Genomic DNA, 15802 nt, shown 5'->3' on the forward strand with positions numbered 1-15802 from the left:
GCAAAATTATGTATAAATTTACACTCGCATTATATTTAATATTAACGGCTGTATTTACGACCGCAGTACAGGCAGATGAAGCGCAAGACTTAACCTCAATTCAACAAAAGTGGGCAATTGCCAACTACGAACTTGAAGACGATGCGCAAATAGACGCGTTTACGCAACTAAGTGAGCAAAGCGCGTTATTTGTTAAAAACTACCCAAGCTCAGCACAAACACATATTTGGAATGGAATTGTGTTAGCTAGCTTTGCAGGTGCAAAAGGGGGCTTGGGTGCACTTGGTTTGGCAAAAGAGGCAAAAGTGTCACTTGAAAATGCACTCTCAATAGATGGCACTGCATTAAATGGCTCAGCTTACGCAAGCCTTGCAACGCTTTACAGTAAAGTACCTGGTTGGCCAATTGGTTTTGGTGATGACGACAAAGCTGAAAAATTATTTAAACAAGCGCTCGCTTTTAATCTCGAAGGCATTGATACTAATTACTTATACGGTGAATATTTGTATGACGAAGGCGATTATAAACAAGCTAAAGCACGACTACTCGTAGCACAAGCTGCGGGCATTCGTGATACTCGTGCAAAAGCAGATGAATATCGCCAACAAGCAATAAGCCAGCTATTGGTAAAAGTAGATAAAAAACTAAAAAGATAAACACATAATGCATTTATTACTCGTTGAGGATGATCATTTAGTGGCGCAAGGGCTTATTCGCTCTTTGCGTCAAGAGGGCTACAGTGTAGAGCATAGTGGCACAGTTAAGCATGCCTTAGAGTGCCTTTCTAGTGGTGAAATTGAGCTTGTTATTCTCGATTTAGGATTACCTGACGGCGATGGCTCGCAAGTTTTAAAGCATATTAAAGCGCAAAAAAAAGTAATACCGGTGGTTATTTTAACTGCTCGCGGCAGTATTGATGACAAAGTCCAAGGGCTTGACATGGGCGCTGACGATTACCTTGCAAAGCCGTTTGACCCCGCGGAGCTATTTGCCCGTTTACGTGTAGCAAGTCGGCGCATTAACCAAACACAATCAAGCTTATTACGCTGTGGTGATGTGGTAATGGATACATCTGCTCATACAGTTACACTAAGTGGGCAATCACTTACACTGCCGCGAAAAGAGTACATGCTTTTAAAAGCGCTGATGGAAAATCAGGGAAGGGTGCAATCAAAACAACAACTCGAAAACAAACTTTACCAATGGGGTGAAGAAGTTGGCTCTAATGCCATAGAGGTCCATATTCATCATCTTCGTAAAAAATTCCCTAGCGATTTTATTAAAACCTTACGTGGCATTGGCTACGTGGTTGGTAAGCGTTAGAGTGTGTTTATATTTCGAGGTTGAAAATGTCTATTCGTAAACGTCTGACCTTAATTTTACTTTCAATGATGGTGCTAACTTGCTTTTTAGCTTTAGTAAAAGGCTATCAAAAAAGCATGCACCACGGTGAAAACTTGCTTGATAATGAACTTAAAATAGTGGCTGGCGTTTTAATTGAGCAACCATTGACACTGAGCACAAATGCAGTACAAGTAAGTAATAATAGCGCTCAGTTGTTGTATCAAATTTGGCAAAATAATAATTTACTTAGTGGCTCATCGAGTTTAACGAATAACCAAATTAGTTTTAGCGAGGGCTTTCAAACAGCCAATGTAGCAGGGCAGCGTATGCGGGTATTTGTGATGAGTAAAAACACCCGTAAAGTCATTGTTGCTGAACCTATGGCAAAGCGTTTTGAATTAGCTGAAGCCGTTATTTTATCTGCAATGTTACCTATGCTATGGGCAGTCCCTCTGCTTGCTATTTTTATTAGCTTTTTTGTTAAATACGCATTAGCCCCTCTTACCCGATTATCTAAGCAGTTGGCGTCTCGCCAAGCTAACGACTTTACGCCAATTAACTGGCAAGTAACCGACGAAGAAATTAAACCGGTTATTAATCGTTTAAACGACTTATTTAAACGCGTAGAAACCGCTTACTTACGAGAGCGCTTTTTTGCCTCAGATGCAGCTCACGAATTACGTACCCCGCTCAGTAGCTTAAAAATTAATGTACATAATTTGGCTAATAAACAAAGTAATCTGCAAGACCATCAAGAATTACAAGCCATGTCGCAGGGCATTAACCGCTTAAGTAATATTGTTGAACAAATGCTAATTTTAGGGCGCACCCAGCCTGAGCAATGGCAGAAGCAGTTTAGCGAGCAATCATTGCTAACCATTACCCAACAAGCCGTGTCGGAGCAATACGATAAAATAGACGAAAAAAACCAAACGATTAGCCTCGAAGGCGATGATTTTGTAATTAATGGTGATGAGTTTACATTAACGACCCTTATCTCTAACTTGCTCAGTAATGCGATTAAATACACACCTAGTAACGGTCAAATTATAATTAAATTAGCATCAAGTAATAATGACTATAGTTGGCAAATTGATGATTCTGGTGCGGGGATGACTGAAGAGCAAAAAGACCGAATATTTAATCGCTTTTATCGCGTAGGTGGCGATCAACATCCATCAGGCGAGCAAGGTGCCGGTTTAGGTATGGCGATTGTTCAACACATTATTGCTATTTATGACGCAAAAATTCATTTAGCGAATAGCTCTTTAGGTGGATTAACCGTTAAGGTTACTTTTACAGGAGTAAAAAGTGACTAAACGTTTATTCAATCAATGTCTTTGTTGTTTGCTATTTTTGTCGTTTAACGCGGCGAGTAAAGAGTACCTTATTATTTTAAAAGATCATTTGTTTTATCCCTCGCAAATAATTATTCCCGCAAATAAAAAAGTAAAACTATTGATAGAAAACCAAGACAGCACACCAGAAGAGTTTGATAGCTTTGATCTAAACAGAGAAAAAGTACTCTACCCAAATCGTAAAAGCATTATTTATATAGGACCGCTAAGTAAAGGGCATTACGAGTTTTTTGGTGAGTTTTCGCCAAATACAGCAAGGGGCGTTGTTATAGTTAGCGATGAAGGGGCGCAGCATGCTAATAACTAGTTTAGTCATGAGCCTTAACCAATTACTACCTGTGGCTATTTTATTAGTATTACTACAAGTAGTTAAAAAACAGAGCTCTTTGCGAATATATTCTGCTTTATTAATAGGCGCGGTAATGTCGTTTTTGTACATGCAAAGTGCGTCGTGGGTGAGCCAGTGGTTTGAACACCAAGGGTTAGAGTACTCACAAATAGGGCTATGTATCACTATATTTATTGCTGTATTGGTATTTGCACTAAAGCAAAAGTCAGCGGCATTTTATATCGCAGTTATAAGCACAATAACGCTCTATTTAAGCCATTATATTATTTACCTCACCAGTTTTTGGCAAAATAGTGATGCAGGGCAAAGCTTATTTATTGGCACTTTATTAGGTGTTGGAATTTGTTTAAGTTTTAGCGTATTGCTGTACTTTTTAATGAATGCAATTAAGCACCGTTTTGGTATGTACCCGCTTTTTACTTTGCTTGCTTTTAACAGCGCGGCTAAGTTATTAGTTGCACTGGATTTGGCAAGCCAAATAGATTTAATTACAAATACATCAACAGTGTGGGATTTACGTGATGTGCTAAGTGAAAATTCTGAACTTGGGCGCGTACTGCGTGCGCTTGTTGGTTACGAGGCCACTCCTGATTTAATGAGTGTACTTATATATAGTACAAGCAGCGTGTTATTTTTATTACTTTGTTATGTTATTCCGGCTTCAATAACTAAGGAACGTGTATGAAAGCACTCAACCTATATTTAGCGCTTAGTTTTACCGCTCTTTGTTTGTTGGTATTCTCAATCCAAGCAAAGGCTGATGGTATTGTTGTTGATAAGGTATATCACCCCTATGTTTTGCCTTTTGAGCGTGAATTTGAGTGGCGATTAGTGTCGCACCAAACAGATAGTGGCAACATACTAGCGCAGCGTTTGGGTGGTGGCGGTGCTATTAACGATACAATGGCACTCGAAGGCTATTTAGTTGGTGAGCGAGACGATAACGGCGATTTTGGATTAGAAGCTTATGAGCTTGAGCTACGTTGGCAATTAATTGAACAAGGTAAATTATGGGCTGATTGGGGCGCGTTATTTGAGCTTGAAAAAAAACATAACGAAGATGTGTATGAGGCAACCTCGGGTTTTGTGATCGAAAAAGAATTTGGAAAAACAAGTCTTACGCTAAATGCTTTTTTGGTTTATGAGTGGGGGCAAGACATTAAAAACGAATGGGAAAGTGAGTTTAGAGCACAATATCGCTATCGATATCGCTCTGCTTTCCAGCCTTCTATAGAGGTTTACCTAGGTGAAGACTTTATTGGTATAGGGCCTGGCTTTATAGGTTTGCAGCGCTTTGATGGGCAAAAGCAATTAAAATGGGAAGCGGGTTTCATCACTGAGATAAGCCAATCAGAAAAAAACCATAGTTTTAGGCTCGCATTAGAATTTGAATTTTAATAACCAATGATAGCTGTTTTGGTTGTTTATCATTCTGATTATAGATAGGTACTTGACATATTATTTAAACTCTATATAGTGGGCCGCAGCTAGAAAGAAAGCATGTAAGCTATAAATCTCCATTTCGATATAAGTAATACTTGTAGTACCGTCCTGAAGTTTTTAAAGTACCATCTCATTTTTTGCTACACCCGCTCTTATGAGCATATTTTTATTTTTATTTCAGGATATTACAATGTCTAACATCGTATCAGGTACAGTTAAGTGGTTTAACGAGTCTAAAGGTTTTGGTTTCATCGAGCAAGAAAATGGCCCAGACGTTTTCGCACATTTCTCAGCAATCAAAAGCGAAGGTTTCAAAACTTTAGCTGAAGGCCAACGTGTAGAGTTTACTCTTTCACAAGGTCAAAAAGGTCCACAAGCTGATAACATCACAGCTGTATAATTTTACTTTTTAAGTGAAATGAAAAAAAAGCGCTTAAGGCGCTTTTTTTGTGTCTGAAATTTGACTCAAACCAAGCAACGTCCATTATCAATGTAAATTAACTAAATGATATTGCTATTATTAAGCCCCTCCTAATATTTATTTTTCTATTCTTCTAAGTCATTGCGTGCGCTAATGCAAGTGAGTTTAAGCTTGTAATTTATACCGAACATTTCTCCCTTATAATTTCAAAACAACAAATTCAAAACAACAAATTCAAAACGACAAAGACCAGCTTGTTAGTAGTACTTTCGATATTGTAAAAGATATTTGCACAGCTATTGATATAACCTGCGAGTTTAAATTGCTTCTTTGGAAGGGTGCTTATAACTTAGTTCATAAAGACCCTCACTTAGGCATTGTTTCAATAGCGAAAACACCGAACGTGAACCTCTATTTATTGGAATTGGTATTAGTATAAATAATCAAAAAGATGCAAAGCAGTTTTCTTTAAAATTGTAAGGGGTGATATATACGAATCATAGTAAATTAAATTGGTTTTAAAGCGGGTAAAAACTTACTAATGTTTGGAGGCGAAAACAATATATGGATTTGTTTTTAAAAAGAAAAATAGATCTAATTTTGGGCTCATAATGACAATAATGCATCAGCTGGAACCTTTGACTATAAAGTGGGGAAGGTGCTGAAAGGCTGTAAAAATTATATCTTTGTGCGCTTGCTAGCAATTGCATCGCATTTAATAAGTAAGTAGTTGTGCGTGTCATAAAGCGATTTAACAAAGAATATAAAAAGTTAAAAATGAAAGATGATTTTGCCGCCTATAAGCATACTTACCTTCAATGATTTATCTTTCATAAGGCAGCCCTTTATTTTGCTTTATTTTTAAAAATGCAGCTTGCAGTGCTTCTATTAAATGCATATCTGTTTTTTTATTCGCAGCTAAATAAGCATCAATTGTTAGCTCATCTATTTTATAAATAAACTTTAAGTGTGCTGGTTCAAGCTTTAAATAGTCGCTCATCTGCTGCATATATAATGGATCGTCTACTATTAAATCTACTTTTTTAGCTAATAGTAAAGAGTATGATTTTTGAATATCAGAGGTTAAAACAACTTCAAATCCAAGTTTCGTGAGGGTTTGTGTTGAAAAGTCATTGCGTTGCATTGCAATTTTATACACTTTTGCTTGTTCAGTATTATTTATAATAAGATCATCACGCTCTGATAGGCCGATAAAGCCCAGCTCAAATCGTCCAACTGGTCCAATCCAATAAAATTTATTTTCTCGCTCTAAAGTGCGTGCAAGGCTGTATATAAAGGTGTTTTTTAACTCATCTGCAATTTTATAAGCACGTGCCCAAGGATACATTTGAATGTTAGGTGTGAGATCAGCCTCAGCAAATATATCTCTAATAAACTGAGTACCTTCACCTGCTACCTCGCCATTAATCAATACTTGGTTTGGTGGTGCTAACTCTGTAACAACAAGCAGGGCTTCCTTTGCTTGAACATACACAGAGCAAATTAAAAAAAGAGAATAAAGAATATATTTCACAATAGCGAATCGTCATTCGGTTAGCTTAAGTAATAATAAGTGTGGCTGAAAATATGAAAAACACAAAAATTATTTATGTGAACTTGTTACTAAGATATTGGTTTATTTGAGTTATGTATAACTATAAAGGGGGCTAGATAGATAAGTGGCTTGGGGTTTGAAGTAGTTGAGGCTAAAAATTAAGGCCTAAAACGATAAAAGGGCCTTGCGGCCCTTGGTGAAGTATCGTTCAAGTCAGATAGAGCTTTAACCCCTTAAAGCGCTATCCTCTTGTTTTGCAACACCGGTGTTCATCTCAATAAGTTTCTAAGCTAGCGAGAGGAAAAACCCAGCAATTGCTGCGCTCATAAGGTTAGCCATAGATCCTGCTAACACTGCTCTGAGCCCTAAGCGTGCGATATCCTTCCGCCGACTAGGCGCCATACCGCCTAACCCACCTAGTAAAATGGCTATCGATGATAAGTTAGCAAACCCACATAAAGCAAAAGTAACGATTGCTTGTGTGTGCGCGCTTAACGTATCGCGATAATTTATAAAGTCTAAGTAAGCAACAAACTCGTTTACTACTATCTTTTGACCAATAAAGCTGCCGGCTATAATCGCTTCATCCCATGGCACACCTAGTAACCATGCAACTGGAGCAAATACATAACCTAATATTTCTTGAAGCGTTAATGTTGGGTAATCAAACCACCCGCCAATACCGCCTAATAAACCGTTTAATAATGCAATTAGCGCTACAAAAGCAAGTAACATTGCACCTACATTAAGTGCTAAATGCATACCGTTTGCAGCACCTGATGCAGCTGCATCAATTACATTTACAGGTTTATCTTCGTCATCTAAATCTAAATCAGCTAAGTTATCTCTAGGCGTTTCAGTTTCTGGCACAATCATCTTGGCCATTAAGAAACCACCTGGTGCAGCCATAAAGCTCGCAGCAATAAGATACTTAAGATCTACGCCAATAATTACGTAACCGGCCATTACAGAGCCTGCTACAGTGGCTAAGCCACCTACCATTACTGCAAACAATTCCGATTTTGTCATCGTTGCTATAAATGGCTTAACTATTAACGGTGCTTCAGTTTGGCCTACAAAAATATTTGCAGTTGCTGAAAGCGATTCTGTGCGAGAGGTCTTCAATAATTTTTGTAAACCGCCGCCTAAAATCCTAATTATCCAATCCATAATGCCAAGGTGATATAACACAGCAACAAGCGCTGAGAAAAACACGATAACTGGCAAAACTTGAATTGCAAAAATAAAACCTAATGTGTCTTGTGAGGCGAGTGGACCAAATAAAAACCCAATACCATCATTAGCATAACCAATAACCGACGAGACGGCTGATGACATGCTAGTTAACACATTTTTTCCTGCTTCGAAAAACAGAACAAAACCGCCTATAACAATTTGCATCGCAAATGCTATACCAACGGTTCTTAAATTAATTGCCTTGCGATTAGTTGACGCAGCAAAGGCAATGCTTAGTAGCACACACATGCCTACTAAGCTCATAAATGTTGTCATACAAATGTTTCCCGTTGTTATTCTTGTAGTAAATATTTAATTTTACTTTTTATTATATCAATCGCAACGCGGTTCATGCCGCCTCGAGTCACAACTAAATCAGCATTATGCTTAGAAGGCTCAATGAATTGATAAAACATCGGTCTAACAGTTGCCTGATATTGCTCAACAACAGATTGTAATGTTCTGCCTCGTTGCTCCATATCACGTTGCATACGACGCATTAAACAAATATCTAAAGGTGTGTCTATAAACACCTTAATATCAAATTCTTTATTAAGCGCTTTATCACTCAATAGTAAAATACCTTCAACAATCAGTATTTTAGCAGCTGGCACTCGGCGTGTGGTTGCGCTACGCGTGTGCTGTGCATAATCATACGTTGGTACTTCTACTGAGTTACCACAACGAAGTTGCGTTAAATGCTCAAGCATTAATGCGTGTTCAAATGCATCTGGATGGTCGTAATTTGTTTGCGTACGATGAGCCATCGGCAAATGCGACTGATCCTTGTAATAAGCATCTTCTTCAATAATGGCGATAGCGCCTGGTTCAAGCTCATTAACCAATTCATTGTAAATTGTTTGGCTAAAAAGAGATTTGCCCGACGCTGATGCGCCTGCAATGGCTATAATAGTAGTTCGTGTCACTAAAGTTCTCATCCACACAGAAAGATATATTGTTGGTAGATCACAATAGCAAAAAAGACACGATTAATCTCTTTTGCTTCGCTCAAGGGTGCAAATTTATAATGTTTAGGTTTTATGAAACAGGACTTTTGTCCTGTACGGAAAATTCGATCAGCGGATAAAGTAACCACCTAGAATCAAAGTGAGGTCAAAATGGCAAGAGCAATTATTTTAATGGCAGATAGCCTAGGAATCGGTGCAGCACCAGATGCAGATAAATTCGGCGATCTTGGGGCTAATACATTCGCTCACTTACTAAAAGCATATTACGACGAAACAGGCAGTGCGCTGTCGCTTCCTAACCTATCAAAACTTGGGTTAGTGGATGCATGCGAAGCTGCCGGTGGCGAACCGTGTTTAATTTCAGACCGCCAAGCTCCTCAAGGTGCATGGGGTTACGCTAAAGAAATCTCTAGCGGAAAAGACACGCCATCAGGTCATTGGGAAATGGCAGGCGTACCGGTGTTATTTGATTGGGGATATTTCCCAAAAACACAGCCAAGTTTCCCACAAGAATTTATAGACGAGTTTATTGCTCGTACAGGTATTCCTGGTATTTTAGGCAATTGCCATGCATCAGGAACTACCATTTTAGAACAGCTAGGTGAAGAGCACGTAAAAACAGGTAAACCAATCTGTTACACCTCAGCTGATAGCGTGTTTCAAATAGCCGCGCATGAAGAGTCATTCGGCCTAGAGAAGCTTTATCAAGTTTGCGAAATCGCACGGGCGCTACTTGATGAAATGAATATAGGACGAGTGATTGCGCGGCCATTTTTGGGTTCAAATAGCCAAGACTTTGCTCGAACGGGTAATCGTCGTGACTATTCAGTACTTCCGCCTGCACCAACATTGCTAGATGTACTAGCAAAAGACGGCGGCGAAGTAATTAGTATTGGTAAAATTTCAGATATTTACGCGCATCAGGGCATAACCCAAAAGCATAAAGCACCTGGACTTATGAACTTGCTAGAAAAAACCAGCGAAGTAATGGAAAGCGCGCCAGATCGTAGCTTAATCTTTACTAACCTAGTTGATTTTGATGAAAAATTTGGTCATCGTCGTAATCCAGTAGGATACGCAAAAGCATTAAAAGAATTTGATGACTATTTACCAACTATACTAAATCAGTTAAAAGCAGATGACGTATTAATGATCACTGCAGATCATGGCTGTGACCCAACCTTTCCAGGTTCTGAGCACACTCGTGAATACGTACCTGTTATTGCATACCAGCCAGGTATGAGTAACACACCATTAGGTGAACGCAACAGCTTTGCAGATATAGGTCAAACACTGGCACAGTGGTTTAGCTTATCTGCGCTTGATTACGGCGACAGCTTTTTAAATGAGCTAAAAACGCCAAATAAAAAGGAAAACAATTAATGAGTACTCCGCATATCAGTGCAAACGTTGGTGATTTCGCCGAAACAGTATTAATGCCAGGCGATCCGCTACGTGCGCAATATATTGCTGAAAACTTTTTAGATGATGCAGTACAAGTTACAGGCGTTCGTAACATGTACGGTTTCACTGGTACTTACAAAGGTAAGCCAGTAAGTATCATGGGTTCAGGCATGGGCATTCCATCAATGTCTATTTATGCACGTGAGCTAATTGTAAGCTTTGGCGTTAAAAATATTATACGTATTGGTACGTGTGGCGGTATTGGCACAGATATCAAAATTCGTGACGTAATTTTTGCACAAGGTGCAAGCACAGATTCAAACGTAAACCGTGCACGCGTACGTGGCTACGATTTTGCTGCTATTGCTAACTTTGACCTACTTTTAAACGGCGTAAACGCTGCTAAAGAGCTAGGAATTAAAGCAAAAGTAGGTAACGTATTTACGACAGACACATTCTATCAAGCAGATGATTCGTTCTATAAAGACTTAGACAAGTTAGGCATGCTAGCAGTAGATATGGAAACAGCAGGCTTATACGGCGTTGCAGCTGAATACGGCGCAAACGCAATGGCATTATTTACAGTAAGTGACCACGTAATCACTGGCGAAGCAACACCTGCTGATGAGCGTCAAAGCACGTTTAACGAAATGGTTAAAATTGCATTAGAGTCAATAGCTTAAATAACACATAACAGTTCCTTGGTAACGTATTCACTAAGTTTTGGAGACACGCCCAAAGTGAAGTGAGACTAAACCTCCAAAGCCGCATTTTATGCGGCTTTTTTTATGCCTGAAGAAAATGGGTAGCAGCTTCTAATTACTTATACCAATTCGCTTAATTAAGTGATCTATTTTGAGGATGGAAAAACGTGTTGATAGCTAGGCAAAAAATTCACTATTTAGTTGTTCTAAATGAGAATTTTTTAACGCAGGTAGCGACACGTTTAGCCCCTAAAAATGATTAAGTATTATTGCGGGTTGGTATTAATTCAACCATCTAAAAACTGCGTTTTTAAACGCCTGCAAGCAGCGCGTCTACAGGTAAATTAAACTGCTGAGTGTAAGTTTCTCAGGTAGGCGCTAAGCTTGCTCGCGCGCGAAGCACAGCTTCTAATTACTTAAGCTAACTACTCTAAAAGCGCAGCATCTCTAAACCTATTTGTGTATAACAGCCCTAAAAAAAATATGCACGCAGAGAAGAAAAAGAGGAGCAAATGAGAAGAGCAAAACCAATGCTGACTCGGCATTATAAAAGTACAAGCGTTGCTTTAAATGCTTGTAACCTGCGCGAATAGCAGTGTTTATACCAAGTTTAGAGTATGACTTGTTGCTCATGTTAGAAGCACAACTTCTGATTATTTTAACTTCTAAGCTCTTCTCTAAAAGCGCAGCGTCTCTAAACCTCTTTGTGAATTAATCACTTTAGGTCTTAACTCTACGGTAGAGCAGAGTTTGTAGAGCGCAGTAAAGCTTCTAATTATACCAATCTGCTTATATATGGGGTCTATTTAACGTTAAGAAAATTAAGCTAGAACTAGGCAAAAACTTTTGTATCTAGTTGTTCTAAATAAAAAATTTTTAACGACGTTATAGTGCAATTTAATTCGTTAAATTGATCAAAAATTTATGCAGGTTGGTATTACACAACAAACTTAACCTTTAAAAACAAAAAAAGGGCCAAGGCCCTTTTTTATGATGTTGCGCCTAATCATACAGGCCAAATACTTAGTGCTTAAACAACTTCACCAGCTACTATAGTATTAAAGCTGTCGTTGTCATGTAAGCTTGCAAATGCGCTCTCATGTAATAGCTCATTACGTAAGTTTGGAGAGTATTCAAGTGCCATTTTAATGTCGGCTAATGCATCTGCATGCTTATGTGTTAGCGCATAAGCACATGCTCGTTGCCAATAGGCATAACCATAGACACTATCTATATCAATGGCTTGATTACACAACTCAATGGCTTGTGCTGTTTCATTTATTTCTAATAACGCATCGGCCTTATAAGCAATGGCTTCAACATCCTCTGGTTTACGTTTTAAAATCTCATCAAATATTTCAATTTTATTAGCAAAATCACTTTCTAAATTGGCGCGCATCCATAACGAATGAACCTCGTTGGTAACTGATATGCGCTCTTGGTTACTGAGTATTTCTTCTGAGCGTACGCGTAGTTTTTCTTCAAGAATTTTTAATCGGTCTTCATACTCGTCAGTAATTACACTTACACGTGTATTTACAATATCTTCTACTTTGTTTTTAACATCGCGTAGTGAGTTCCATCCCACTAAAACCAAAATAGAAGCCGTAGCGGTAATTATAAAAAATACATTATTAATAGTGTCGGTAGTGTACGTTAATGCGCGATCTGCAGTATCAAGCTGTGCATGAGTAACTTGCTTAGTTACATCCTCACGGAGTTTTTGTTGATCTTGCCTTACGGCTTTTAGCTCGTCGAGTATGTAGCGCTCCATTAGCGGTTTAAACATAGACTCTTTAAGTTGTTTGAGGGCTTGTTGCTCTTGTTGTGCTGTAGGGGCTGCTGGTTTTTGTTCAGCAGAATTTACTATGCCCGAAAAAAAAGTTAAACAAACAAAAAGTGTAGATAGGTAATAACGCATCGGTACGCCTAATTAAATTAATTACTGTAATAACTTTAACATGCAGGGCTGAATGGCACTAGGGCGCGTTAACTTTTCAGGATTAAAATTGACCTAATTTAGATAGGAGCAATAGTTGTAAGAATTTTTTAGCCTAGTGAGCTTAGCAATAATAGGGTAAAGCATGAGCATTTTGCTAATACTTAGGTGGTTTTAGGAAAAAATAGGCAAAAAAAACCAGCTCAATATGAGCTGGCAAAAACTGCTTAAAACAACAATATGTCGTAGGGATTCACAGGAGAACAACTTCATAATAACTGAATCTTTATGAACAAATACTTAATTCAATTCAATTAGTTAAAAATATAAGAATACTCAAAGTATTCGGTTTATAAAGTAAAGGTGCATTGGGCTTAAGTAATGCACCTTTATAATTATAACTATATAACTACAATTTCATGGTGAAGGGGGGTATTCCAATGTGCGCTTTAAATAAATTAAAGCCACTTTCAAACCCTTCACATACCATTACGCCGAAATTTTTCAATTCGATCACAGGTCTAGTAAAAAGGTTAAGGTTAATTCACTAATTTGTTTTTTATCTTACGTAATACCTTACACGAGCGTCATCAGATTTATTTTTACTATTATTTAAAACGTAATTACAAAGCTATTGTTAAATACATCATTAGCAAAAGGCCAATCAAAAATATAAATTGGAGCAATCGTTTTAAATAGTATGTTGAGGCTGGCGTAGCATAATTTATGCGCCTATATTAAGGATACGTAAGTGTTTAGGCAGGCACACTAAATAATAAGTAAGCCGATTAAATAAAAATAACCGTTACTTTTTAAAAAGTTATAAATACATAAACAACAATACTGATTGATTAAGTATTTTACTTTTCTATTATAAGGATTCCAGAATGAGCAACCCTAAAGCAGGCCAATGTCCGGTCATGCACGGCAGTAATACTAAAACGTCTAATCCCAATACTGATTGGTGGCCAAATGCCCTAAACTTAGACATTCTTCATCAGCACGACACCAAATCAAACCCATACAATAGCGACTTTAATTACGGTGAAGCATTTAAATCAATCGATCTTGACGCGCTAAAAACAGACGTAAAAAGCTTAATGACCGATAGCCAAGATTGGTGGCCAGCCGATTGGGGACATTACGGCGGTTTAATGATTCGTCTAGCATGGCACTCAGCGGGTTCATACCGTTTAGCCGATGGTAGAGGGGGCGGTGGTACAGGTAATCAACGTTTTGCGCCACTAAATTCATGGCCAGATAACGGTAACCTCGACAAAGCGCGCCGTTTACTTTGGCCAATAAAGAAAAAATACGGTAACAAGCTTTCATGGGCCGACTTAATTATTTTAGCGGGCAACATGGCATACGAATCAATGGGCTTAAAAACCTTTGGTTTTGCCGGCGGCCGAGAAGATATTTGGCATCCTGAAAAAGACGTTTACTGGGGAGCCGAAAAAGAATGGTTAGCGCCAAGTGACGGCCGTTACGAAAGTGTAGATAAACCAGACACCATGGAAAATCCATTAGCCGCAGTACAAATGGGCTTAATTTATGTAAACCCTGAAGGTGTAAATGGTATCCCTGATCCGCTTAAAACAGCGGCACAAATTCGCGAAACTTTTGCACGTATGGCAATGGATGACGAAGAAACCGCTGCATTAACGGTAGGCGGGCACACAGTAGGTAAAGCACATGGTAATGGCAAAGCAGAAAACTTAGGTCCAGAGCCAGAAGCTGCTGACGTACACGAGCAAGGCCTTGGTTGGAATAACACTACAACCCGTGGTATTGGCCGTGATACAGTTACATCAGGCGTAGAGGGCGCATGGACTACGCACCCAACACAATGGGATAACGAATACTGTAAGCTTTTATTAACCTACGAATGGGAACTCACTAAAAGCCCTGCAGGTGCTCATCAGTGGGAGCCTATTAATATTAAAGAAGAAGACAAGCCTGTCGATGTAGAAGATTCATCAATTCGTTTAAACCCAATGATGACAGATGCTGATATGGCCATGAAAGTGGACCCAACGTACCGTAAAATTATTGAGCGCTTTTATAACGACTTTGACTACTTTTCAGACGTGTTTGCACGTGCCTGGTTTAAACTAACTCACCGCGATTTAGGTCCTAAATCATGTTACTTAGGTGCCGACGTACCAAGCGAAGACTTAATTTGGCAAGATCCAATTCCAACCGTTGATTACACATTAACAGACGACGAAATTAGCAATCTAAAAACCACATTATTAAATTGTGGTGTTAGTGCCGCTGATTTAATAAATACAGCTTGGGATAGCGCACGTACTTATCGTGGTTCTGATAAACGTGGCGGCGCAAATGGTGCACGCATTCGTTTAGCACCGCAAAAAGATTGGCAAGGTAATGAGCCAGAACGTTTAGCATCAGTACTTAGTGCGCTTGAAAAAGTGCAGGCTGGCTTGAGTAAACCTGTTAGCATCGCCGACTTAATTGTTTTAGGTGGTACAGCAGCCGTAGAACAAGCTGCAAAACAAGCCGGTGTTGATGTAAACGTGCCGTTTGCTCCAGGACGTGGAGATGCAACAGATGAAATGACTGATGCAGAATCGTTTGATGTACTAGAACCAATCCACGATGGTTTTAGAAACTGGCTGAAAAAAGATTACGCAGTATCAGCTGAAGAGTTATTACTAGAGCGCAGCCAACTAATGGGATTAAGTGCACCAGAAATGTCGGTACTTATTGGTGGGATGCGAGTACTAGGTACTAACTATGCTGGCAGCGAACATGGCGTATTTACAAATAGCGTAGGCTCATTAACCAACGACTTCTTTGTAAACTTAACTGACATGTCAAACCGTTGGGAGCCAACTCAAAAAGGTTTATACAATATAGTAGACCGTAAAAGTGGCACTACTAAATGGACTGCAACACGCGTTGATTTAGTATTTGGTTCAAACTCTATATTGCGCGCACTTGCTGAGTTTTATGCACAAGACGACAACAAAGAGCGCTTTGTACATGACTTTGTAAACGCATGGGTAAAAGTAATGAACGCAGACAGATTCGATCTTAAATAATCTGTACGCTAAA

The 15802-nt window shown here is 38.8% G+C and carries 14 protein-coding genes; 10 read left to right on the top strand and 4 right to left on the bottom strand.

Annotation, left to right across the window (positions count from 1 at the left end):
* The first annotated feature begins 8 nt into the window (after window positions 1-8).
* From GQR54_RS10250 to GQR54_RS10280, 7 genes are all read left to right on the top strand, one after another.
* On the top strand, window positions 9-656 hold the full coding sequence (locus GQR54_RS10250; RefSeq protein ID WP_165740510.1) for a hypothetical protein: 648 nt from the start codon (window positions 9-11) through the stop codon (window positions 654-656).
* A 7-nt stretch (window positions 657-663) separates the two neighbouring features.
* Window positions 664-1323, top strand: a complete 660-nt coding sequence (locus GQR54_RS10255; protein WP_024592427.1) for a response regulator transcription factor — start codon at window positions 664-666, stop codon at window positions 1321-1323.
* Between the two features lie 26 nt (window positions 1324-1349).
* Complete coding sequence (locus GQR54_RS10260) at window positions 1350-2663, top strand: ATP-binding protein (RefSeq protein WP_166377544.1); 1314 nt, start codon at window positions 1350-1352, stop codon at window positions 2661-2663.
* The gene (locus GQR54_RS10265) at window positions 2656-3009 is read left to right on the top strand and encodes a cupredoxin domain-containing protein (RefSeq protein ID WP_024591521.1); all 354 of its coding nucleotides are present in this window, start codon (window positions 2656-2658) and stop codon (window positions 3007-3009) included. The genes GQR54_RS10260 and GQR54_RS10265 overlap by 8 nt, the downstream gene beginning before the upstream one ends.
* Window positions 2996-3736 (top strand): iron transporter, encoded by a 741-nt coding sequence (locus GQR54_RS10270; protein ID WP_165728801.1) that lies wholly within the window; start codon window positions 2996-2998, stop codon window positions 3734-3736. The genes GQR54_RS10265 and GQR54_RS10270 overlap by 14 nt, the downstream gene beginning before the upstream one ends.
* Complete coding sequence (locus GQR54_RS10275) at window positions 3733-4449, top strand: hypothetical protein (RefSeq protein WP_165740513.1); 717 nt, start codon at window positions 3733-3735, stop codon at window positions 4447-4449. Before GQR54_RS10270 ends, GQR54_RS10275 begins: the two co-directional genes overlap by 4 nt.
* Before the next feature lie 235 nt (window positions 4450-4684).
* On the top strand, window positions 4685-4894 hold the full coding sequence (locus tag GQR54_RS10280; protein ID WP_002959120.1) for a cold-shock protein: 210 nt from the start codon (window positions 4685-4687) through the stop codon (window positions 4892-4894).
* A gap of 844 nt (window positions 4895-5738) precedes the next feature.
* Here GQR54_RS10280 and GQR54_RS10285 read toward each other — a convergent pair.
* The 3 genes from GQR54_RS10285 to udk all read right to left on the bottom strand — a co-directional run bounded on the left by GQR54_RS10285 (window position 5739) and on the right by udk (window position 8632).
* Complete coding sequence (locus GQR54_RS10285) at window positions 5739-6449, bottom strand: transporter substrate-binding domain-containing protein (protein WP_346766083.1); 711 nt, start codon at window positions 6447-6449, stop codon at window positions 5739-5741.
* 306 nt (window positions 6450-6755) lie between these two features.
* Window positions 6756-7982, bottom strand: coding sequence for a NupC/NupG family nucleoside CNT transporter (locus GQR54_RS10290; RefSeq protein WP_007583535.1), 1227 nt, complete (start codon window positions 7980-7982; stop codon window positions 6756-6758).
* 17 nt (window positions 7983-7999) lie between these two features.
* Window positions 8000-8632, bottom strand: a complete 633-nt coding sequence (gene udk, locus GQR54_RS10295) for a uridine kinase (protein WP_007583533.1) — start codon at window positions 8630-8632, stop codon at window positions 8000-8002.
* A gap of 192 nt (window positions 8633-8824) precedes the next feature.
* Here udk and GQR54_RS10300 point away from each other — a divergent pair, with 192 nt between their 5' ends.
* Complete coding sequence (locus GQR54_RS10300) at window positions 8825-10057, top strand: phosphopentomutase (RefSeq protein WP_010555228.1); 1233 nt, start codon at window positions 8825-8827, stop codon at window positions 10055-10057.
* The gene (gene deoD / locus GQR54_RS10305) at window positions 10057-10761 is read left to right on the top strand and encodes a purine-nucleoside phosphorylase (RefSeq protein ID WP_002959109.1); all 705 of its coding nucleotides are present in this window, start codon (window positions 10057-10059) and stop codon (window positions 10759-10761) included. The genes GQR54_RS10300 and deoD overlap by 1 nt, the downstream gene beginning before the upstream one ends.
* 1051 nt (window positions 10762-11812) lie before the next feature.
* Here deoD and GQR54_RS10310 read toward each other — a convergent pair.
* Window positions 11813-12703 carry a tetratricopeptide repeat protein gene (locus tag GQR54_RS10310; RefSeq protein WP_007583526.1) on the bottom strand — a complete coding sequence of 297 codons (891 nt, stop codon included), beginning with the start codon at window positions 12701-12703 and terminating at the stop codon, window positions 11813-11815.
* A gap of 905 nt (window positions 12704-13608) precedes the next feature.
* On the opposite strand from GQR54_RS10310, the gene katG reads away from it, so the two are divergent.
* Window positions 13609-15789, top strand: coding sequence for a catalase/peroxidase HPI (gene katG, locus GQR54_RS10315; RefSeq protein ID WP_166377545.1), 2181 nt, complete (start codon window positions 13609-13611; stop codon window positions 15787-15789).
* Window positions 15790-15802: the final 13 nt, after the last annotated feature.

Origin of the sequence: Pseudoalteromonas sp. Z9A4, from assembly GCF_011378845.1 — a bacterium.
In the GTDB taxonomy this organism is placed as follows: Bacteria; Pseudomonadota; Gammaproteobacteria; order Enterobacterales; family Alteromonadaceae; genus Pseudoalteromonas; species Pseudoalteromonas arctica.

Coding starts and splice junctions, on each gene's coding strand:
- GQR54_RS10250 (WP_165740510.1), top strand. CDS start 9: ATGTATAAATTTACACTCGCATTATATTTAATATTAACGGCTGTATTT.
- GQR54_RS10255 (WP_024592427.1), top strand. CDS start 664: ATGCATTTATTACTCGTTGAGGATGATCATTTAGTGGCGCAAGGGCTT.
- GQR54_RS10260 (WP_166377544.1), top strand. CDS start 1,350: ATGTCTATTCGTAAACGTCTGACCTTAATTTTACTTTCAATGATGGTG.
- GQR54_RS10270 (WP_165728801.1), top strand. CDS start 2,996: ATGCTAATAACTAGTTTAGTCATGAGCCTTAACCAATTACTACCTGTG.
- GQR54_RS10275 (WP_165740513.1), top strand. CDS start 3,733: ATGAAAGCACTCAACCTATATTTAGCGCTTAGTTTTACCGCTCTTTGT.
- GQR54_RS10280 (WP_002959120.1), top strand. CDS start 4,685: ATGTCTAACATCGTATCAGGTACAGTTAAGTGGTTTAACGAGTCTAAA.
- GQR54_RS10290 (WP_007583535.1), bottom strand. CDS start 7,982: ATGACAACATTTATGAGCTTAGTAGGCATGTGTGTGCTACTAAGCATT.
- GQR54_RS10300 (WP_010555228.1), top strand. CDS start 8,825: ATGGCAAGAGCAATTATTTTAATGGCAGATAGCCTAGGAATCGGTGCA.
- deoD (WP_002959109.1), top strand. CDS start 10,057: ATGAGTACTCCGCATATCAGTGCAAACGTTGGTGATTTCGCCGAAACA.
- GQR54_RS10310 (WP_007583526.1), bottom strand. CDS start 12,703: ATGCGTTATTACCTATCTACACTTTTTGTTTGTTTAACTTTTTTTTCG.
- katG (WP_166377545.1), top strand. CDS start 13,609: ATGAGCAACCCTAAAGCAGGCCAATGTCCGGTCATGCACGGCAGTAAT.